The organism is Streptomyces sp. XY006 (genome assembly GCF_002237655.1).
In the GTDB taxonomy this organism is placed as follows: domain Bacteria; phylum Actinomycetota; class Actinomycetes; order Streptomycetales; family Streptomycetaceae; genus Streptomyces; species Streptomyces levis.
This window is the reverse complement of record NZ_NOKT01000013.1, coordinates 15,353-34,317: the sequence shown is the minus strand read 5'-3', so window position 1 is coordinate 34,317 and position 18,965 is coordinate 15,353. Positions and strand designations below refer to the sequence as shown.

The 18,965-nt window shown below is 70.9% G+C and carries 18 protein-coding genes, 3 tRNA genes and 1 pseudogene; 6 read left to right on the top strand and 16 right to left on the bottom strand.

Annotated elements, in window-relative coordinates; translation table 11 throughout:
* Positions 1-196: 196 nt before the first annotated feature.
* The 9 genes from CHR28_RS16615 to CHR28_RS16575 form a co-directional block, all read right to left on the bottom strand.
* A complete protein-coding gene (locus CHR28_RS16615; RefSeq protein ID WP_094054431.1) occupies positions 197-1,252 on the bottom strand; it encodes a UDP-N-acetylmuramate dehydrogenase in 1,056 nt (351 codons plus the stop codon).
* A gap of 95 nt (positions 1,253-1,347) precedes the next feature.
* On the bottom strand, positions 1,348-1,728 hold the full coding sequence (locus CHR28_RS16610; RefSeq protein ID WP_094054430.1) for a DUF3291 domain-containing protein: 381 nt from the start codon (positions 1,726-1,728) through the stop codon (positions 1,348-1,350).
* 40 nt (positions 1,729-1,768) lie between these two features.
* Positions 1,769-3,205: an MFS transporter gene (locus tag CHR28_RS16605; RefSeq protein ID WP_094054429.1), complete on the bottom strand. Its 1,437-nt coding sequence runs from the start codon at positions 3,203-3,205 to the stop codon at positions 1,769-1,771.
* Between the two features lie 101 nt (positions 3,206-3,306).
* The gene (locus CHR28_RS16600) at positions 3,307-3,876 is read right to left on the bottom strand and encodes a TetR/AcrR family transcriptional regulator (RefSeq protein ID WP_179272469.1); all 570 of its coding nucleotides are present in this window, start codon (positions 3,874-3,876) and stop codon (positions 3,307-3,309) included.
* A 113-nt stretch (positions 3,877-3,989) separates the two neighbouring features.
* Positions 3,990-4,418, bottom strand: a complete 429-nt coding sequence (locus CHR28_RS16595; protein WP_020275024.1) for a MaoC family dehydratase — start codon at positions 4,416-4,418, stop codon at positions 3,990-3,992.
* Between the two features lie 8 nt (positions 4,419-4,426).
* Complete coding sequence (locus CHR28_RS16590; RefSeq protein WP_094054427.1) at positions 4,427-4,879, bottom strand: MaoC family dehydratase N-terminal domain-containing protein; 453 nt, start codon at positions 4,877-4,879, stop codon at positions 4,427-4,429.
* Positions 4,880-4,979: 100 nt separating this feature from the next.
* On the bottom strand, positions 4,980-5,144 hold the full coding sequence (gene rpmG, locus CHR28_RS16585) for a 50S ribosomal protein L33 (RefSeq protein WP_003948671.1): 165 nt from the start codon (positions 5,142-5,144) through the stop codon (positions 4,980-4,982).
* An 88-nt stretch (positions 5,145-5,232) separates the two neighbouring features.
* Positions 5,233-5,305 (bottom strand) — tRNA-Met (locus CHR28_RS16580).
* A 45-nt stretch (positions 5,306-5,350) separates the two neighbouring features.
* Positions 5,351-5,423, bottom strand: a tRNA-Thr gene (locus tag CHR28_RS16575).
* Between the two features lie 360 nt (positions 5,424-5,783).
* On the opposite strand from CHR28_RS16575, the gene CHR28_RS16570 reads away from it, so the two are divergent.
* Both CHR28_RS16570 and CHR28_RS16565 read left to right on the top strand, forming a co-directional pair.
* On the top strand, positions 5,784-7,037 hold the full coding sequence (locus tag CHR28_RS16570; RefSeq protein ID WP_094054426.1) for an amidohydrolase family protein: 1,254 nt from the start codon (positions 5,784-5,786) through the stop codon (positions 7,035-7,037).
* Positions 7,038-7,186: 149 nt separating this feature from the next.
* Positions 7,187-7,843 carry an NAD(P)H-binding protein gene (locus CHR28_RS16565; protein WP_094054559.1) on the top strand — a complete coding sequence of 219 codons (657 nt, stop codon included), beginning with the start codon at positions 7,187-7,189 and terminating at the stop codon, positions 7,841-7,843.
* Between the two features lie 183 nt (positions 7,844-8,026).
* On the opposite strand, the gene CHR28_RS16560 is transcribed toward CHR28_RS16565, so the two are convergent.
* Positions 8,027-8,239 (bottom strand): hypothetical protein, encoded by a 213-nt coding sequence (locus tag CHR28_RS16560; RefSeq protein ID WP_094054425.1) that lies wholly within the window; start codon positions 8,237-8,239, stop codon positions 8,027-8,029.
* A gap of 179 nt (positions 8,240-8,418) precedes the next feature.
* On the opposite strand from CHR28_RS16560, the gene CHR28_RS16555 reads away from it, so the two are divergent.
* The gene (locus CHR28_RS16555; protein WP_256984275.1) at positions 8,419-9,984 is read left to right on the top strand and encodes an MFS transporter; all 1,566 of its coding nucleotides are present in this window, start codon (positions 8,419-8,421) and stop codon (positions 9,982-9,984) included.
* A gap of 34 nt (positions 9,985-10,018) precedes the next feature.
* Positions 10,019-10,792 (top strand): annotated as a pseudogene (locus CHR28_RS38370) (MSCRAMM family protein); the annotation flags it as partial.
* A 147-nt stretch (positions 10,793-10,939) separates the two neighbouring features.
* On the opposite strand, the gene rox reads toward CHR28_RS38370, so the two are convergent.
* The 3 genes from rox to CHR28_RS16540 form a co-directional block, all read right to left on the bottom strand.
* On the bottom strand, positions 10,940-12,370 hold the full coding sequence (gene rox / locus CHR28_RS16550; RefSeq protein WP_094054424.1) for a rifampin monooxygenase: 1,431 nt from the start codon (positions 12,368-12,370) through the stop codon (positions 10,940-10,942).
* Positions 12,371-12,604: 234 nt separating this feature from the next.
* Positions 12,605-13,675, bottom strand: coding sequence for a hypothetical protein (locus CHR28_RS37485; protein ID WP_143655845.1), 1,071 nt, complete (start codon positions 13,673-13,675; stop codon positions 12,605-12,607).
* Positions 13,676-14,558: 883 nt separating this feature from the next.
* Positions 14,559-14,640: transfer RNA gene (locus tag CHR28_RS16540), tRNA-Tyr, on the bottom strand.
* 217 nt (positions 14,641-14,857) lie between these two features.
* Between CHR28_RS16540 and CHR28_RS16535 the strand changes: the two genes are divergently transcribed.
* Positions 14,858-15,346, top strand: coding sequence for a YajQ family cyclic di-GMP-binding protein (locus tag CHR28_RS16535; RefSeq protein WP_094054423.1), 489 nt, complete (start codon positions 14,858-14,860; stop codon positions 15,344-15,346).
* A gap of 129 nt (positions 15,347-15,475) precedes the next feature.
* On the opposite strand, the gene CHR28_RS16530 is transcribed toward CHR28_RS16535, so the two are convergent.
* Entirely contained in the window at positions 15,476-15,742 is a 267-nt protein-coding gene (locus CHR28_RS16530; protein WP_010049225.1) for a GlsB/YeaQ/YmgE family stress response membrane protein, read from the bottom strand.
* Between the two features lie 191 nt (positions 15,743-15,933).
* Here CHR28_RS16530 and CHR28_RS16525 point away from each other — a divergent pair, with 191 nt between their 5' ends.
* Positions 15,934-17,238: an APC family permease gene (locus tag CHR28_RS16525; protein WP_094054422.1), complete on the top strand. Its 1,305-nt coding sequence runs from the start codon at positions 15,934-15,936 to the stop codon at positions 17,236-17,238.
* Between the two features lie 278 nt (positions 17,239-17,516).
* Here CHR28_RS16525 and CHR28_RS16520 read toward each other — a convergent pair whose 3' ends face one another.
* Entirely contained in the window at positions 17,517-17,909 is a 393-nt protein-coding gene (locus CHR28_RS16520) for a YccF domain-containing protein (RefSeq protein WP_094054421.1), read from the bottom strand.
* Complete coding sequence (htpX, locus tag CHR28_RS16515) at positions 17,906-18,769, bottom strand: zinc metalloprotease HtpX (RefSeq protein ID WP_094054420.1); 864 nt, start codon at positions 18,767-18,769, stop codon at positions 17,906-17,908. Before htpX ends, CHR28_RS16520 begins: the two co-directional genes overlap by 4 nt.
* Between the last annotated feature and the right edge of the window lie 196 nt (positions 18,770-18,965).

Sequence of the window (18,965 nt, the reverse complement as noted above, 5' to 3'; positions counted from 1 at the left end):
GCGGACACCCCCCGACACGTCCCCTTGCGTTCGACGGCGGGTGCAGGCCGCCCTAGCTGCGGGCAGTCGTGCCGCTGGGGCGATGGGGGTCCCCCCTGCTCGAGCGAAGCCGAGAGCTTGGGGGAGGGTGGGCGCGGCGGTGTCCCGCTACGCCGGGTTGCGGGCCCACCCGGCGCCGGCAGCGATGCCGTGGTGGCTACAGGCTGACTCCGACCGTCACCGGCTCGTTGACCAGCGTGATTCCGAAGGCCTCGTGGACACCGGCCACGACCTCACGGGCCAGGGCCAGAAGATCCTCCGTCGTCGCGCTGCCCCGGTTCGTCAGCGCCAGCGTGTGCTTCGTGGAGATGCGGGCCGGCCCGTCGCCGTACCCCTTCGTGAAGCCCGCCTTGTCGATCAGCCAGGCCGCGGAGGTCTTGGTGCGGCCCTCGCCCGCCGGGTACGCCGGCGGCTCCACCCCGTCGCCGAGCCGGTCGCGCACCCGGGCCCGGAACGTCTCGAAGTCCGGGTCCGTGAGGATCGGGTTGGTGAAGAACGACCCGGCCGACCACGTGTCGTGGTCCTCGGGGTCCAGGACCATGCCCTTGCCGGCCCGCAGCTTGAGCACCGTCTCACGCGCCGAGGCGAGCGGGACGCGCTCGCCCGGCTCCACTCCGAGCGCCCGGGCTGTCTCGGCGTACCGCAGCGGCGCGGAGAGGCCGCCGGCGTCCTCCAGGGCGAAGCGGACGCGCAGGACCACGTAGCGCTCGGGGTCGGACTTGAAGCGGCTGTGGCGGTAGGAGAAGGCGCACTCCTCGTTGGAGAGGGTGACCGTCTCGCCGCTGCGGCGGTCGTAGGCGACGACCTCGGTGATCGTGGCGGAGACCTCCTGGCCGTACGCCCCGACGTTCTGGATGGGCGTCGCGCCCGCCGAGCCGGGGATGCCGGCCAGGCACTCGATTCCGGCCAGGCCCGACTCGACCGTGCGGGCGACGGCGTCGGTCCAGACCTCGCCGGCCGCCAGTTCCAGCCGTGTGCCGTCGAGGGAGAACCCCTCGGTGGCGATGACGAGGGCGGTGCCGTCGAAGCCCTTGTCGCCGATGACCAGGTTCGAGCCGCCGCCGATGAGCAGCAGGGGCGTCCCCGTCTCGTCGGCTTCCCGGACGACGGCGATGACCTCGTCGTCCGTCGTGGCGGTGACCAGCCGGGTGGCGGGGCCGCCCAGCCGGAAGGTGGTCAGGGGGGCGAGGGGGGCGTCGTGGAGTTCCTGCACGGGCTCAAGAGTACGAGACGGCATCGGAGCTCCCCCGCACGCGTGCGTGCGGCCCCCGTCGGACGGACGAGGGCCGCACGCGTGCGTGGTGGCTGTCAGGGCAGGCGGCGCAGCGCCTCGCTCCAGGGGATCGGGAGGTCCTCGCTGCTCGCCTGCCAGGTGATGAAGGCCGCGTCCCTCATCTGCGGGGCCAGGCCCCGGGAGGCGGGTGCGTGGGCGCCCGCGCGGGCGAAGGCGTGGAGCGCGTCCTTCGACTCCCAGGCCGACAGGGTCCAGAAGGTCCGCCGGAAGGGCTGCGCCCTCAGGGTCGCCCCGTAGGCACCGGGGCTGCGGCGGACCTGCCGCCAGACGGCGGGGGTGCCGGCGAGGAACTTCATCGCTCCCCACAGGGTGCGGGTCTCGAAGCGGGAGGCGAAGACGTGCACCTCGGTGCCGTGGGGCGGGGTGTTCGGGACGGTCCAGGGGAGGGTGGGCATGGCCGTTTCTCCTTGTCGGGGTCCTGAGAGTGCTGGGGCGTCAGTGGGAGGCCGTCTCCAGGACCGGTGCCGGTCCGGCCGGGGCGGCCTGCGGCCCGGTGCGGCGGCGGCTCGGGATCAGCAGGGCCGCGACACCCGCCAGGGCGACCACCGCGGAGCCCGTGACCAGGGCGGGCCGCATGCCGTCGACGAAGGTCTGGCCGGTCTCGTAGCCGCCCTGGGCGGAGAAGATCGACGCCATGACGGCGATGCCGAGCGCTCCGCCGACCTCGCGCAGGGCGTTGTTCGCGCCGGAGGCGATGCCCTGCTCCCGGGGCAGCACGCTGGACATGACCAGGTGGGAGGCGGGGGCGAAGAACAGGGCCATGCCGACGCCGCTGATGATCAGGGCGGGCAGCTGGGCGGCGTAGGAGGCCTCCGCCGTGGCCACGACCGCCATGTAGCCGAGGCCGAGGGCCTGGAGGAAGAGTCCCGCGGCGACGACCGGGCGGCCGCCGATCCGGTCGGCCAGGATGCCGGCGACGGGGGCGATGAGCATCGGCATGCCGGTCCAGGGCAGCATCCGAAGGCCGGCCTCGGTGGGCGAGTAGCCGAGGACGCCCTGCATGTACTGGCTGAGCAGGAAGATCGAGCCGAACATGCCGAGGAACATCAGCAGGCTCGCCGCGTTGATCCCGGAGAACGCCCGGGAGCGGAACAGCCGCATGGGGAGCATGGGGTTCTTGGCGCGGGTGCTGTAGAGGACGAAGCCGGCCAGCAGGGCCGTGCCCGTGAACAGGCCCGTGAGGACCAGGCCGCCGGTCCAGCCGTCGACGGGACCGCGGACCAGGCCGTAGACGATGCCGAAGAGGCCACCGCTGGCGAGCAGCGTGCCGGGGATGTCGAGCGGGGCTCCGGTGCCGTGGGACTCGGCGAGACGGAGGCGGGCCAGCGGCAGCAGGGCCAGGCCGAGCGGGACGTTCAGCCAGAAGATCCACTGCCAGGAGATGTGTTCGGTGAGGGTGCCGCCGACCAGCGGCCCGGAGGCGACGGCGAGTCCGTTGACGGCTCCCCAGATGCCGTAGGCCATGCCGCGTTTGGCGGCGGGCACGGCCGCGGTCAGCAGGGTGAGGGTCAGTGGCATCATCACGGCCGCGCCGGCTCCCTGGACCGCGCGGGCGGCGATGAGGGAGTCGATGCCGGGCGCCATGGCCGCCGCGGCGGAGGCGCCGGTGAAGACGGCGAGTCCGGCGAGGAAGAGCCGGCGGCGGCCGAATCGGTCGCCGAGGGCCGCGCCGAACATCAGCAGGACGGCGAAGGTGAGCGTGTAGGCGCTCACGGTCCATTCCAGGTCGTGCAGGCCGCCGCCGAGGTCCTCGCGGATGGAGGGCAGGGCGGTGGTGACGACGAGGTTGTCGAGGGCCGCCATGAATCCGGCGACGCTGGTGATGACGAGGGCCCAGGCGGCTCCCCCGCGGCGTGCGGTCTGCTGTGACATCGCTCCCCCAGAAGTGTGTGCGTGTCTCTGCGATGATCGATTAGTTATTGATTACTAACTTTCGCGGACAGAAGAAGGCGCCGTGCACACGCCCTCACAGGTCAGTGCTGCAGCCGCCCCTGAGCACGCGCCGAGGGGTACATGCCCTCCCAGACGCGGTGCTCGGGCGGGAAGCCCATGGCGACCAGGCAGTTGATGAGCATGCCGTACGCCATGAACTGCGTCGTCTCGCCGGGATCCGCCCCGAGCGGCAGATGGACGGTGTCCCACAGCCGCATCCAGCCGGCCCGCACCGACTCGCCGAACTCGTGGTCGCCCTCCTCCTCGGCGGCCTTCACGGCGACGTACATCTGCATCTGCATCAGGAGCCGCTCGGGCCGCTCCTCGATGACCTTGGTGTACGCGTTCCCCATGGCGTGCAGGGCCTCCTCGCCTTCGAGACCCTCGGAGGCCTCCGCGAAGGTGCGGATGGTGTCCTCCACACAGCGCTCGGCCGCCGCCAGGAAGATCGCCTTCTTGCCCGGGAAGAGCCGGAACAGGTAGGGCTGCGAGACCCCGACGCGCCGGGCGATCGCCTCGGTCGACGTGCCGTGGTAACCACCGCGGGCGAACTCGGTCATCGCGGCCCGGATGACGCTCTCGCGCCGCTCCTCCGCACTCATCCTGGGCATGGAGCTAAGTTAGTACTCAATCACTAACTACGTCAAGCGGGTACCGCCGGATCTCGCGAGAAAGGGGCGCCCTCCGGCGGAAGGGCGCCCCTGACCTCGTCTCTCTCGCCGGCTCAGGCCAGCCGGACGACCGCCCGCGACATGCCGAGCACCTTCTGCCCGGCGCAGGTCGCCGTCAGGTCCACGCGGACGGTGTTGTCGTCGAGCTTGGCCGCGACCTTGCCGGCCACCTCGATCACGGCGCCCTGGTCGTCGTTGGGGACGACGACGGGCTTGGTGAAGCGGACGCCGTACTCGACGACGGCACCCGGGTCGCCGGCCCAGTCGGTCACCACGCGGATCGCCTCGGCCATCGTGAACATGCCGTGGGCGATGACGTCCGGCAGACCGACCTCCTTGGCGAACTTCTCGTTCCAGTGGATCGGGTTGAAGTCACCGGAGGCACCCGCGTACTGGACGAGGGTGGCGCGGGTCACGGGGAAGGTCTGCGCGGGCAGTTCCGTGCCGACCTCGACGTCGGAGTAGGAGATCTTCGCCGTCATGGGATCGCTCACGCCTCCTCGGCCGCGCGGGCCACGAGCTTGGTCCAGGCGGTCACGACGTGCTCGCCGGCCTCGTCGTGGACCTCGCCGCGGATGTCCAGGATGTCGTTGCCCGCGAGGGACTTGATCGACTCGATGGTCGAGGTGACGGTGAGCCGGTCACCGGCCCGCACCGGGCGGCGGTAGGCGAACTTCTGGTCGCCGTGCACCACGCGGCTGTAGTCCAGACCGAGCTGGGGGTCCTGGACGACCTCGCCCGCGGCCTTGAAGGTGATCGAGAACACGAAGGTCGGCGGGGCGATCACGTCGGGGTGGCCGAGCGCCTTGGCGGCCTCCGCGTCCGTGTACGCCGGATGGGCGTCCCCGACCGCCTCGGCGAACTCACGGATCTTCTCGCGGCCCACCTCGTAGGGCGCGGTGGGCGGGTACGTCCGCCCCACGAAGGACTGGTCGAGCGCCATGGCTCGGCACCTCCTGGTAGCTCTACTGACCGGTATGGGTCACTCAACGACGCGAGGCCGCCCCCGATCTCTCGGGAGCGGCCTCGTGTACGAGCCTGATTTATCGCGTTTCGCGGTGCGCGGTGTGCGCGTTGCAACGCGGGCAGTGCTTCTTCATCTCCAGGCGATCCGGGTTGTTACGCCGGTTCTTCTTGGTGATGTAGTTCCGCTCCTTGCACTCCACGCAGGCCAGCGTGATCTTCGGGCGGACGTCGGTGGCAGCCACGTGAGTGCTCCTAAGACGAACGGATGGACTGTTTAACGCAAGAAGAGTAGCCGATCGAAGGACCGACCCCGCAATCGGCTACTGAGAGTAGCGGTGACCGGACTTGAACCGGTGACACAGCGATTATGAGCCGCTTGCTCTACCGACTGAGCTACACCGCTTTGATGTGGTCCGGCCCCGCCTCGCGACGGAACCAGTCACACCAGAGCCCCAAAACGGAATCGAACCGTTGACCTTCTCCTTACCATGGAGACGCTCTGCCGACTGAGCTATTGGGGCGAGCGATGAAGACATTACACGCTCGCCCGCCGTTCGCCCAAATCCGTTTCGAGGCACCCGCCCGGGCCGCCCGCACCCCGCGCGCCCGCCGTTCCGCACGCCGGATCACACGGGGGACGACAGTGGGACGACAGGGGGGACCACAGGGGGGACGGCACCGGGGGCCACACCGGTACGACTATTGCGCTCCTCCCCGCGACGGGCGGGAGGCCGCCCTAGGCTCGACTCACTCTGAGTGATCATGCGTCCTCGTGATCATGCTTGCTCGTGATCATGCCTGCTCGTGATCATGCCTGCTCGTGATCATGCCTGCTCGTGATCATGCGTCCTCGCGTGCACAGCCCGAGCCCCTGGAGCGCGATGCCCGACAGCCAGCCGCAGCCGCCACGTCCCCCGTCGTCCTCGCCGGGTCCCGGGGAGACGTCGTCGTTGCTGCTGTGCGGGGCGCGGCTCACCGACGGCAGGACCGTGGACGTGCGGCTGGGCGGCGGGCGTATCGAGGCGGTCGGCACGGCCGGCAGCCTGGGCGGCACGCGCGCGTGCGGCGCCCGGGTCGATCTGCGCGGCTATCTGCTGCTGCCGGCCCCGGCCGAGCCGCACGCGCACGCCGACACCGCCCTGTCGGCCGACACCGAGGGCCCGGTCTCCCACGAGCCCCAGGACGTCCAGCGCCGGGCGACCGAGGCCGCGCTGCTCCAGCTCGGGCACGGGGCGACGGCGCTGCGGGCGCACGTGCGCGTGGGGGACGTCCAGGGGCTCGGCGCGCTGGCCGCGGTGCTGCAGGCCCGGCGGGCGCTGCGGGGGCTGGCGGAGCTGACGACGGTGGCGATGCCCCGGGTGCTGACCGGTGTGGCGGGGGCGGACGGGCTGGCGGTGCTGCGGGACGCGGTGAAGATGGGCGCCTCGGTGGTGGGCGGCCGGCCCGACCTCGACCCGGATCCCACGGGGTACGTGGAGGCCGTCCTGGAGGTGGCCTCCGAGCACGGCTGCCCCGTCGACCTGCACACGGACGCCGGGGATCCGGCGCGGCTGGCCCGGCTCGCGGCGATGGCGGGCGGACTGCGCCCGGGGGTGACGCTCAGCCCGTGCGGCGACCTCGGCCGGCTGCCCTCCGAGGTGGCCGCGCGGACGGCGGACCAGCTCGCCGCCGCCGGGGTGGCGGTGGTGTGCCTGCCGCAGGGCGGCTGCTGCGGGGTCGACCGGCGGGGCACGGCGCCCGTACGGCTGCTGCGCGCGGCCGGGGTACGGGTGGCCGCCGGCAGCGGGGCACTGCGGGACGTGTCCAACCCGGTGGGGCGCGGCGACCCCCTGGAAGCCGCCTTCCTGCTGGCCTCGCGGCACGGGCTGTCACCCGAGGAGGCGTACGAGGCGGTGAGTTCGTCGGCGCGGGCGGTGCTGGGGCTGCCCGAGGTGCGGGTGGAGGCGGGTTTCCCGGCCGAGTTGCTCGCGGTGCGCGGGGACCGGCTGGCGGGGGCGCTCTCGCTGGCGTACAGCCGGGTGGTCGTGCACCGGGGGCGCGTAGTGGCGCGGACCAGCGCGGTGCGGGAGTACTGCAGTTCGTCTGCCTCGGTGGAGCTGGGGTTGCCGCGTCAGGGGCGGGGCCAGGTGTCCTAGGGCGACGGGCGGGCCGTCGGTGACGAGGGTGCGGTTGCACGGCGGACGCGGCCTTTGCGGCCCTGCTCTGGCCGTGCGGTCGACGGAGCGCCGGTGGCGTGGCACGGGTCGTGCGGCGGGCGAGGCCGTCCCGGCGTACGGTCGAAGGCATGCGCATTGTCATCGCTGGTGGTCATGGTCAGATCGCGTTGCGGCTGGAGCGGCTGCTCGCCGCGCGCGGGGACGAGGTGGCGGGGATCATCCGCAAGGCCGAACAGGCCGACGACCTGCGGCAGGCCGGTGCCGAACCGGTCGTGCTCGACCTGGAGTCGGCGTCCGTGGACGAGGTCGCGGAGCATCTCCGGGGCGCGGACGCGGCGGTCTTCGCGGCGGGCGCCGGCCCGGGCAGCGGGGCGGCCCGCAAGGACACGGTCGACAAGGCCGCGGCGGTCCTCTTCGCGGACGCGGCCGTCAAGGCGGGTGTGCGGCGCTTCGTGATCGTGTCGTCGATGGGCGCCGACGCGGAGCACCGGGGCGACGAGATCTTCGACGTGTACTTGCGTGCCAAGGGCGAGGCCGACGCGTACGTGCGGGGTCTGGACGCCCTGGACTGGACGATCCTGCGCCCCGGTCAGCTCACCGACGACGCCGGCACCGGCCTCGTCCGCCTGGAGGCGCACACGGGCCGCGGGCCGATCCCGCGCGACGACGTGGCCGCCGTTCTCGCGGAACTGGTGGACACCCCGGCGACGGCCGGGCTCACGCTGGAGCTGATCAGCGGGCCGGCGCCGGTGTCGGTCGCCGTGAAGTCGGTCGCGGGCAACTGACCGGCCGGCGGGCCCGTTTCGGCGGGTCCGCCGAGAACGTTTCGGCGGGTCCGCCGAGAACGACCGAGGGGTGCGCGGAGCTGCTCGGCGGGTCCGCCGAGAACGACCGAGGGATGCGCGGAGCTGCTCGGCAGGTCCGCCGAGAACGACCGAGGGATGCGCGGAGCTGCTCGGCAGGTCCGCCTAGAACAACGGCAGTTGGCCCGGGAAGTCCGGAACCGTGTAGCCGTCCAGGGACGGTTGCTCGGGGCCGGGCAGGGCGTGGCGGCGGGATCCCGGGCACGAGGTGAGTTCGCCGTGCTCGCGGGCACCGGGCGGGTCGTGGCGCGCGTACCGCCCGGCGACGACGGCGATCTCGCGGCGGCACTCGGGGCACGTTCTGCGGCGGGAGGACATGGGGTCAGTGTGCCGCGCGGGCGGCAGCGGTACGCCTCTCCCCTGCCGGGCCTGTCCGAGGCGCTGTCACCGGGCCTGTCAGGGACACCGACGACCCTCAATCAAGTTGTTTAAGTCAATCAATTGGCTTAGCGTGGTCGGGTCGCGCTGTCCCTCATGCCCCCTACGGAGGCCCGGCCATGTCCCACGCCCTCACCCGACCCGGCGGCGACGGGAGAACCGCGCCACCGAGGGCCAACGCCGTCGTGGCGGTACTGGCCTTCGGCGGGATCGTCGTCTCGCTGATGCAGACCCTGGTGATCCCGATCGTCCCGGAACTCCCCCGGCTGCTGGACGCCCCCGCGTCCGACACCGCCTGGGCCGTCACCGCCACGCTGCTCGCCGCGGCCGTCGCCACCCCCATGACCGGCCGGCTCGGCGACATGTACGGCAAGCGCCGGATGCTGCTGATCAGCCTCGTGATGCTGGTGGCCGGCTCGGTGACCGCCGCGCTCAGCGACTCCCTCACCCCGATGATCGTCGGCCGGGCGCTGCAGGGCCTCGCCTCCGGCGTGATCCCGCTCGGCATCAGCATCATGCGGGACGAACTGCCCGCCGAACGGCTCGGTTCCGCCACGGCGTTGATGAGCGCCTCCCTCGGCGTCGGCGGCGCCCTCGGGCTGCCCGCGGCGGCGCTGATCGCGGACAACTTCGACTGGCACGCCCTGTTCTGGGCGTCGGCCGCACTGGGCGCCGTCGCCCTGGTGCTGGTGCCGCTCGTCGTGCCGGAGTCGCAGGTGCGCACCGGCGGGCGGTTCGACCTGGTCGGCGGCATCGGCATGGCGGCCGGACTGGTGTCCCTGCTGCTGGCCATCTCCAAGGGCGCCGACTGGGGTTGGGGCAGTGGCACCACGCTCGGCCTCTTCGCGGCGGCCGTCCTGGTGCTGCTGGTGTGGGGCGCCTGGGAGCTGCGGATCAAGGAGCCGCTGGTCGACCTGCGGACCAGCGCCCGCCGTCAGGTCCTGGTCACCAACCTCGCCTCCATCGCCGTCGGGTTCGCGATGTTCGCGATGTCCCTGGTCATTCCGCAGCTCCTGCAGTTGCCTGAGGCGACCGGATACGGCCTCGGCAAGTCACTGCTCGTCGCCGGTCTGACCATGGCTCCGTCCGGGCTGGTCATGATGGCCACCGCCCCGTTCTCCGCCGCCCTGTCCAAGTCCAAGGGCCCGAAGATCACGCTGATGGTGGGCGCGCTCGTGGTGGCCGCCGGGTACGGGCTGAACATCGTGCTGATGTCCGAGCTCTGGCACTTCGTGCTGGTCACCTGTGTGATCGGAGCCGGCATCGGCTTCACGTACGGGGCCATGCCGGCGCTCATCATGAGCGCGGTGCCGGCCTCGGAGACGGGTGCGGCGAACAGCCTCAACACGCTGATGCGGTCCATCGGCACCTCGACGGCCAGTGCCGTGGCCGGGGTGATCCTGGCGCAGATGACGACCCCCTTCGGGCCGACCGCACTGCCGTCCCAGGACGGGTTCAAGGTCGTCCTGGCGATCGGGGCGGGGGCGGCGCTGCTCGCGTTCGTGGTCGCCTCGTTCATCCCACGGCAGCGGGGGGCGGCGGCCTCGGCGGAAGCAGCTGCCGACGGGCCGGCCGAGGGTTTGGCGGGTGCCGAGTCGGTCAAGGTCGGCGGGTGCCGAACCGGTCAAGGGTTCGGCGGGTGCCGAACCGGCCGAGGCTTTGGAGGGTGCCGAGCCGACTGCTGATGGGCCGGTTGCGGTCGCCGGACGTGCCGAAAACACCGGCAACGGGGGCGCGATTGCCGTGCGGGGGCGCGTGTTCGGCGCCGACCGCGCCCCGGTGGCCGGGTCCGCGGTGACGCTGGTCTCGCTGGGCGGCAGGCAGCTCGGGCGGTCGGTCTCGCGGGGTGACGGGTCGTACGAGGTCGACGCCCCCGGGGCGGGGTCCTACGTGCTGATCGCCTCGTCGGAGGGGTACCAGCCGCAGGCCTCCACGGTTGTCGTGGACAGGGAGCCGGTGGCCTACGACGTGGTGTTGAGCGGCACCAGCGGACTCGCCGGTGTGGTGCGGTCGGCCGACAGCGGGACGGCGGTCGCCGGGGCCGTGGTCATCGTGACGGACGTGCGCGGGGACGTACTGACGACCGAACGCACGGACGTACTGGGCGAGTTCACCGTCACGAACCTGGCGCCCGGCCCGGTGACCCTCGCGGTCGACTCCGCGAAGCACCGGCCGCTCGCCCAGGTCGTCGAGATCGGCGCGGCGGGGACCACCCGGGTCGAACTGGAGTTGTGGCCCGGGGCCCAGGTGCGGGGCACGGTGCGAGGCGCGGGCGTGCCGCTGAGCGACGCGCGGGTGACGCTGGTGGACTCGGCGGGCAACGTGGTCGCCACGACCCGGACGGGCCCCGACGGGGTCCACGCCTTCTCCGACCTGGACACCGGCGCGTACACGGTCATCGCGACCGGTTACCCGCCGCAGGTCACCTCCGTGGCGCTCTCCGGCACCGACGTCGACAACCACGACATCGAACTGGCTCATGTGAGCGAGTAGGGGCGGGGGCCCGGCCGTTGCGCGGGCGGATGCGGATTGGGGGGGTGAAGGGGGTGAAGGGGGTGGAGGGTGGAGGGGCAGACGGGGGGCGATGCCTCTGTCCCCCTCCCGTCAACTCGGCGGGCCGCCCGATCATCCCGCCGCTGCTCAGCGCCTCGGCGCCCCGAACCACCGCGGGAGTGAGGTGAGCAGATCCCGCTGGTCCTCGCCCACCCACGCCACGTGGCCGTCCGGGCGGAGCAGGACCGCGGGGACGTCCGGTTCCTCGCCGACGTCCACGACGTGGTCGACCCGGTCCTCCCAGCCCTTGAGCGACAGCCGCCCGCCGGTGCGGTCGAGCAGCAGCCCGCGGCCCCCGCGCATCCGCTCGTAGAGGCGACCGTGCCGCAGCGGCACGTCCCGCAGCCGGCGGCCGAGCAGTTCGTGGCCGTCGCCGAGGTCGTAGCGGACCGAGACGGCGGTGATCTTCTCGGTGAGGTACCGGTTCACCTCCTCGAACTCCATCAGCTCCGCCAGCAGCCCGCGTACGGCCCGTGGCCCCGGCTCGGGTGTCAGCAGGTGCATCTGCGCGCGGGTGTTGTCCAGCACCGCGGCGGCCACCGGGTGGCGTTCGGCGTGGTAGCTGTCCAGCAGGCCGTCCGGCGCCCAGCCGCGCACCTCCGCGGCCAGTTTCCAGCCGAGGTTGAAGGCGTCCTGGAGGCCGAGGTTGAGCCCCTGGCCACCGGTCGGCGGATGGATGTGCGCCGCGTCGCCGGCCAGCAGGACCCGGCCGGTGCGGTAGCGCTCGACCAGCCGGGTGGCGTCACCGAAACGGGAGAGCCAGCGCGGTGAGTGGACCCCGAAGTCGGTGCCCGCGTACATGCGCAGCTGCCGCCGGAACTCCTCCAGGGTCGGTGGGACCGTACGGTCCCCGGCCACTCCCTCGGCCGGCACGAGGACGCGGTACAGCCCGTTCCCGGTGGGCATGGCGCCGAACCGGAAGTGCGTCCGGCGGACCACGGCCGTCACGGCCGCCAACTCCTCGGGTGACGCGGTCAGTTCCATCTCGCCGAGGAGGGTCTCGACCCTGCTGGGTTCGCCGGGGAAGCCGACGCCCAGCAGCTCTCGCACCGTGCTGCGGCCGCCGTCGCAGCCGACGAGGTAGCCCGAGCGCAGCCTCGTGCCGTCGGACAGCTCGGCCGTCACACCGTCCTCGTCCTGGCTCAGTCCGGCCAGCTCACGGCCGCGCCGGATCTCGGCACCGGCCTCGGCGGCGTGCTCGGCCAGCAGACGCTCGGTGACAGGCTGCGGGATGCCGAGGACGTACGCGTGCGCGGTGTCCAGCCGGGCGGGCCGGGGCGCCGTGATGCCGGCGAAGAACCCGCCGGTCTCATGCCGGTTGCCGAGCGGCAGGAACCGCTCCAGCAGGCCCCGCTGGTCCAGCACCTCGATGCTCCGCACGTGCAGGCCGAGCGCGCGCGTGTGCCCGGTGGGCTCCGCGAGCCTCTCCAGCACGACCACGTGCACGCCGTGCAGCCGCAGTTCGCCGGCCAGCATCATGCCGGTCGGTCCACCACCGACGATGATCACATCGAACACGAAACCCCCCTGCTTTTACGCCCGTTCCCAGGCTCAGGCGCGCCCGTTCCCGGGCTCAGGCGGAGGATTCTGCGCTCCACAGGGGGCCTTGCCGCAAGGCCCCCCACGCGCTATAGCTTGAAGGTGGCAGGGAGCATCCGACTCCTTGCCTTTCTGTTTGTCTCCCTCTCCCTCCGCTCATACGACACCCGCGAGGTGACTCCGCCGCGGCCACGGACGTCGACCAGGCATGGTTCACGTAATGGCAGGAGCCTGGGATCCGGGGCTTGAACCACCGGGGGAATCTCCGCGTCGGCGGGCCCCGGGCGGGAGGTCCCCTGGCCCACGCACCTCTTCCAGTACCGCTTGCCCTCGCCGGTCGACGAATTTCGTGAACAGCTCCTGCGAGTAACCGAAGATAATGGCCCAGGCGATGATCTGAGCGGATGAGTCAAGCGCACTGAGACCTGGAACAAATCCACCGCGCATGAGGAGAAGACCTCCGACAGCCGTCAGAGCGCCCGCCGGCAGCTTCAATGCCGCCAGAGCAACTGGCACCCCATAGGGGGTGGCCGTACCTCTGATTTTCCGCAACGCCGAGGCTGAGGCGAGGCCCGCCGCTACAAGTCCAGCGACTTCGACAACGAAATAGTCCCGCCCTTCGGCGGTCCTCGCGAAGTTGACATCCAAATCCGGGGAGTCAGGCGAAGGGTCACTTCCTGTAGGGCAGACCACCTCGTACATCACAGGTGGCGTCGACCCCCGCATCTCCGCTTCTTCTGCTGCAAGAGCTTCCATCGACTTCGGTGGGTTGAAACAGAGTGGTACCGCCTCCGGCCAGGCTGCACTGAGCGCGCCGATACTCAACGCCAGAACAAACAAGAACCCAGCCACCACCCACACGATGCGCACAAAACTCCCGGCGCGCAGTTTCTCACGGAGGCTAACCGCCTGAGCAGCTTCAACCGCCTCGGTGATCATCACCACATCGGCATCGTCCAAGGACTCACCGTGTCGGATCTTCTCTACGGATTTCCTGCGCTCGTCTCCAGCGGGAAGATGCTCCTTGACGATCGCCAGCAAGCTAGGCAGGTACGGCCTGATTTCCCGAGGAGACGAGAGGAAGGACTTCACCCAGAGCAGTCGAGCAGCACTGAGGTGGATCTGAGCAGCAGTTACATGTGACCCTAGCGGCTTCCTGCGATGCCTCTCAAAGTCGAGCAACTCGTCTGCGAGATCCAATTCGACACGGGCCGCTGCAAGCAGCTTCTTACCATCGTCATTCTCAGAAAGGCCGGCATCTCTCGCCTCTACGAGAGCCCTCACCTTACAGATATTGGCGCGACCCTCTTCGCTGATTTCCCAAGAGCGCCGCTCCTACCCGGACATACGGACGAAGTCGCACCAATTGATCTATCTGGTGCATCCATATCGCTCGTCTCGGTGACCAGCTATAAATGCCCCGGAAGGGCTGGAACTGCGGCGCATCTACGACCAACGCGACCTGAACGACAACCGCTGAGTCAAATCCGGAACACGCCGTCACGGCGGCAGATGCGGCATGGCGCCGGCCGGGCAGGAGACGAGAGCTGGAGGACTGGGCGACCATCCCGTTGTCCAGGACGTCGGTACGCCGCATACGGCGGCCGGAGCTGTTCCTTGCCGTGGCAGGCGACCTTCTTTACTACTGGCCGGGCGCGGGCGTGGTGGATCGCGTCCGCACTGGACCTGCCCACCTCCGCCGTGCGCTTCCGGCCTGGCGCCGGCTCCTCCCCCCGCCGGGGCGAGCCGATCCAGGACACGCTTACAGCAAGGTCGGAGCCGGGGCTCGCCCGCGAGCCCGGACCGTCGCCGAGTTCGACTCGGCGCTGACCAAGCGCCTTATGATCTTCGTCACGCTGCGGTATCGACATGGCTCAGCTCCGAAGTCGAGCCTCCCGCTTGTTGCCGAGCGGCCGGCCGCAGTGTGGCCGTGCTGTTCCGCACGTACGCCAAGTTCCGGAAGGACGGGGATGAAGTAACGAACGCCAAGATCTCAGCGCGCTTGAACGGGCACCGTTGATCGATCGCTGTGGACGCCGTCCACACAGCCCCAGGGAGGGTGCGGTCGAACGCGAGACACAGTGAGACGGTGGGCTGATCGCATGACCGCATGACGAAGGGCCCGTGACCTGCTGTGATCGCAGGTCACGGGCCCTTCGTTCCCGTGTGGCGGCGCCAGGATTCGAACCTGGGAAGGCGAAGCCGGCAGATTTACAGTCTGCTCCCTTTGGCCGCTCGGGCACACCGCCGGGGTTGCTGCCCGTCGACCGCCTTTTCGGCGGTGCTCCGTGGCAACGACGTAAACGATACCTGATGTGGAGGGGTGCTTCGCCACCCGATTGATCGGCGCTCGGAGGGCGGGGGGTGGCTAGGCTTGTCCGGATGCGGCCAGGGCCTGAACGGGCCCGGCGGCCGCCCCGTACGCCGGTACGCAGATACGCACCCCGATACAAGGAGCCACAGGACATGGCCGACTCCAGTTTCGACATCGTCTCGAAGGTCGAGCGGCAGGAGGTCGACAACGCACTGAACCAGGCCGCCAAGGAGATCTCGCAGCGCTACGACTTCAAGGGCGTGGGCGCCTCGATCGCCTGGTCCGGCGAGAAGATCCTGATGGAGGCGAACTCCGAGGACCGGGTCAAGGCCATCCTCGACGTCTTCCAGTCCAAGCTGATCAAGCGCGGCATCTCGCTGAAGGCCCTGGACGCGGGTGAGCCCCAGCTCTCCGGCAAGGAGTACAAGATCTTCGCGTCGATCAAGGAGGGCATCTCCCAGGAGAACGCGAAGAAGGTGGCCAAGACCATCCGCGACGAGGGTCCCAAGGGCGTGAAGGCGCAGGTGCAGGGCGAGGAGCTGCGGGTCAGCTCCAAGAGCCGTGACGATCTGCAGGCCGTCATCACCCTGCTGAAGGGCAAGGACTTCGACTTCGCGATGCAGTTCGTGAACTACCGGTAGGACCCCTGGGCCCCGCGTCCGACGGGTTGCATGGTTCGCCCGGGTCCGCACGGGCTGTGAAGAGGGCGGGTGCCTGGTCGAGGCCCGCCCTTCTCGCTGCCGCCGGGGCCGGTCGGGCCGGTGGCGTGGTCAGTCTCGCGAGTTGCCGAACAGGAGGCGGTAGGCGATCAGGAGGACGAGTGATCCGCCGATCGCCGCCGCCCAGGTGGCGCCGTCGTAGAAGTCCTTGGTGATGGGGTGGTCCATCCAGCGGGCCGATATCCAGCCGCCGATGAACGCGCCCGCGATGCCGATCAGGGTGGTACCGATGAGGCCGCCCGGGTCGCGTCCCGGCAGCAGGAACTTCGCGATCGCCCCGGCCAGCAGTCCCAGGATGATCCAGCTGATGATGGTCATGCCGTGAACCTGCCCTTTCAGGCTGTGCCCGCACTGTCCCGGCCCTGTGAGCTCGCTCCCCAGGCCGTGTCCGTGCGTCGTACGTCGGGTCTCCCGGGTGCGTCGTCCTCGCCGTACCCGTTCATGCCCTCTTGGTGGAGAGGACGTCCTGGCTGCGGGTGCCGGTTGCGCTGATCAGTAGGGTGCGACGCATGACTGCCTCCGATTCCTCCGGCACCTCGGGCTCCTCCGGTTCCTCGGGTTCCTCGGGTTCCGAGCTGCGCCGCACGCTCGGTGTGGGGGACGCCGTCGTCATCGGACTCGGCTCGATGGTGGGGGCCGGGATCTTCGCCGCGCTCGCGCCGGCGGCGCACGCGGCCGGCTCCGGACTGCTGATCGGGCTCGCCGTCGCCGCGGTGGTCGCGTACTGCAACGCCATGTCCTCGGCCCGTCTCGCCGCCCGCTATCCCGCCTCGGGCGGCACGTACGTGTACGGGCGTGAGCGGCTCGGGGACTTCTGGGGCTATCTCGCGGGTTGGTCGTTCGTGGTCGGGAAGACGGCCTCCTGTACGGCGATGGCGCTCACCGTGGGCACCTACGTCTGGCCTGAGCAGGCGCACGCGGTGGCGGTCGCGGCCGTGGTGGCGCTGACCGCGGTGAACTACGGCGGCATCCAGAAGTCCGCCTGGCTGACGCGGGTGATCGTGGCGGTGGTCCTGGCGGTCCTCGCTCTCGTGGTGGTGGGGTGTCTGGTGTCCGACGAGGCCGATGCCGGCCGGCTGGACATCGGGGCGTCGGGCGGGGCGGGCGGTGTGCTGCAGGCGGCGGGGCTGCTGTTCTTCGCGTTCGCCGGGTACGCCCGCATCGCGACGCTCGGCGAGGAGGTGCGGGACCCGGCGCGGACCATCCCGCGCGCGATCCCGCTGGCGCTGGGCATCGCGCTGGTGGTGTACGTGTGCGTGGCGGTGGCTGTCCTTTCGGTGCTGGGGTCGGGCGGTCTGGGGGACGCGACGGCACCGCTGGCCGACGCGGCGGAGGCGGCCGGGCTGCCCTGGCTGGTGCCGGTGGTGCGGGTGGGTGCGGCCGTGGCCGCGATGGGCTCGCTGCTCGCGCTGATCCTGGGGGTGTCGCGCACGACGCTGGCCATGGCCCGGGACCGGCATCTGCCGGGGACGCTGGCGGCGGTGCATCCTCGTTTCCAGGTGCCGCACCGGGCGGAGCTGGCCGTGGGCGCGGTGGTCGCGGTCCTGGCCGCCACGGTGGACGTCCGGGGCGCGATCGGGTTCTCCTCCTTCGGTGTGCTGGCGTACTACGCGGTGGCCAACGCCTCGGCCTGGACACTGGATCCGGCAGCGGCGGCGCGGGTGGTGCCGGTGGTGGGGATGGTCGGGTGCGGGGTGCTGGCGTTCTCGCTGCCGGGGGTTTCCGTGGTGGTGGGCGCGGGCGTGCTGCTGGTGGGGGTCGTCGCTTACGGGGTGCGGCGGAGGACGACGCGGCCGGGAGCGGGCCGGGCGTAGGGGTGTGCGGGTGTCCTATGCGCGGGTGGGGCCCCGCTCCCCGGTATGCGCAGGGCTCGCATCGGGTTTGCCTGCGCGCGAGGGGAAGTACGGGTCCGGGGGCGGCTGTTGTGTGGGGCTGCCGTGGCTCGGGTCTGCGCTTGCTCGGTCGCGGTCATGGGTTCATCATGCAGGCCGCTGCCGACAGCCGCTCGGGCCTGTGGATAACCCGTGGCCTGTGGAGAACCGGGCGGATCTAGGCGCGTTCCGGCCCGGGAAGCCGGGCTCCGCTCTCGCCGTCAGCGCACCACGAACGGCTCGTCCGTCCGCACGATGTCGCGGCCCAGCGGAAGCAGCGAGACCGGGATGAGCTTGAAGTTGGCGATGCCCAGCGGGATGCCGATGATCGTGACGCACAGGGCGATACCGGTGGCGATGTGGCCGAGGGCCAGCCACCAGCCCGCCAGGACCAGCCACAGGACATTGCCGACGCAGGACGGCGCGCCCGCGTCGCGGCGTTCGACCGTCGTGTACCCGAAGGGCCACAGCGCGTAGACGCCGATGCGGAAGGCCGCGACGCCGAACGGGATGCCGATGATGGTGATGCACAGGAGCAGGCCCGCCAGCATGTAGGCGAGGAACAGCCAGAAGCCGCTGAAGACGAGCCATATGACGTTCAGGATGGTCCTCACTGATTCCCACCTGCCATCTTCTCGAGCCGGGCGATGCGTTCCGCCATCGGCGGGTGTGTGGAGAACATCTTCGACAGGCCCTGACCGGGGCGGAACGGGTTCGCGATCATCATGTGGCTGGCGGTCTCGATGCGCGGCTCGGGCGGCAGCGGGAGCTGCTTCGTGCCGTGTTCGAGCTTGCGCAGGGCGCTGGCCAGGGCGAGTGGGTCGCCGGTGAGCTGGGCGCCGGACGCGTCCGCCTGGTACTCGCGGGAGCGGCTGATGGCCAGTTGGATGACGGAGGCGGCGAGCGGGCCGAGAATCATGATCAGCAGCATGCCGAGCAGACCGGGGCCGTCGTCGTCGTCGGAGCGTCCGATCGGGATCAGCCAGGCGAAGTTGACCAGGAACATGATCACGGAGGCGAGGGCGCCGGCGACCGACGAGATGAGGATGTCGCGGTTGTAGACGTGGCTGAGCTCGTGGCCGATGACGCCACGCAGCTCGCGCTCGTCCAGCAGGCGCAGGATGCCTTCGGTGCAGCACACGGCGGCGTTGCGCGGGTTGCGGCCGGTGGCGAAGGCGTTCGGCGCCTCCGTCGGCGAGATGTACAGGCGCGGCATGGGCTGGCGGGCCTGCGTGGACAGTTCACGGACCATGCGGTAGAGGCCCGGGGCCTCGAACTCGCTCACCGGGCGGGCGCGCATCGCGCGGAGGGCCAGCTTGTCGCTGTTCCAGTACGCGTACGCGTTGGTGGCCAGCGCTACCAGGACGGCGATCACGAGCCCCATACGGCCGAAGAAGCTGCCGATGACGATGATGAGTGCGGACAGTCCTCCGAGGAGGACTGCTGTCCTGAGCCCGTTGTGCCGGCGGTGCACGGTACGCCCTCCAGGTGGTGCGGCAGGGGGACCCTTGCTTGCTGTTCTGCGGTGCCACTGGTGCCGTGGTGCCACGTCCAGTGGACCCTCCCGTACTGGTCAACGCCAGGCGGGGAGCACTAGTTCCCTTGTGCGCGCGGGGCCGGGTGTGGGCCTTACGGGTGACGGCGCCGGGAAGCGGCACGCGCGCGTGGGG

What these genes read in the sequence shown, in the direction of transcription:
- CHR28_RS16610 (WP_094054430.1), bottom strand. Translation starts at nt 1,728, where the DNA reads ATGCCCACCCTCCCCTGGACCGTCCCGAACACCCCGCCCCACGGCACC.
- CHR28_RS16605 (WP_094054429.1), bottom strand. Translation starts at nt 3,205, where the DNA reads ATGTCACAGCAGACCGCACGCCGCGGGGGAGCCGCCTGGGCCCTCGTC.
- CHR28_RS16600 (WP_179272469.1), bottom strand. Translation starts at nt 3,876, where the DNA reads ATGCCCAGGATGAGTGCGGAGGAGCGGCGCGAGAGCGTCATCCGGGCC.
- CHR28_RS16595 (WP_020275024.1), bottom strand. Translation starts at nt 4,418, where the DNA reads ATGACGGCGAAGATCTCCTACTCCGACGTCGAGGTCGGCACGGAACTG.
- CHR28_RS16590 (WP_094054427.1), bottom strand. Translation starts at nt 4,879, where the DNA reads ATGGCGCTCGACCAGTCCTTCGTGGGGCGGACGTACCCGCCCACCGCG.
- CHR28_RS16570 (WP_094054426.1), top strand. Translation starts at nt 5,784, where the DNA reads ATGCCCGACAGCCAGCCGCAGCCGCCACGTCCCCCGTCGTCCTCGCCG.
- CHR28_RS16565 (WP_094054559.1), top strand. Translation starts at nt 7,187, where the DNA reads ATGCGCATTGTCATCGCTGGTGGTCATGGTCAGATCGCGTTGCGGCTG.
- CHR28_RS16560 (WP_094054425.1), bottom strand. Translation starts at nt 8,239, where the DNA reads ATGTCCTCCCGCCGCAGAACGTGCCCCGAGTGCCGCCGCGAGATCGCC.
- CHR28_RS16555 (WP_256984275.1), top strand. Translation starts at nt 8,419, where the DNA reads ATGTCCCACGCCCTCACCCGACCCGGCGGCGACGGGAGAACCGCGCCA.
- CHR28_RS16535 (WP_094054423.1), top strand. Translation starts at nt 14,858, where the DNA reads ATGGCCGACTCCAGTTTCGACATCGTCTCGAAGGTCGAGCGGCAGGAG.
- CHR28_RS16530 (WP_010049225.1), bottom strand. Translation starts at nt 15,742, where the DNA reads ATGACCATCATCAGCTGGATCATCCTGGGACTGCTGGCCGGGGCGATC.
- CHR28_RS16525 (WP_094054422.1), top strand. Translation starts at nt 15,934, where the DNA reads ATGACTGCCTCCGATTCCTCCGGCACCTCGGGCTCCTCCGGTTCCTCG.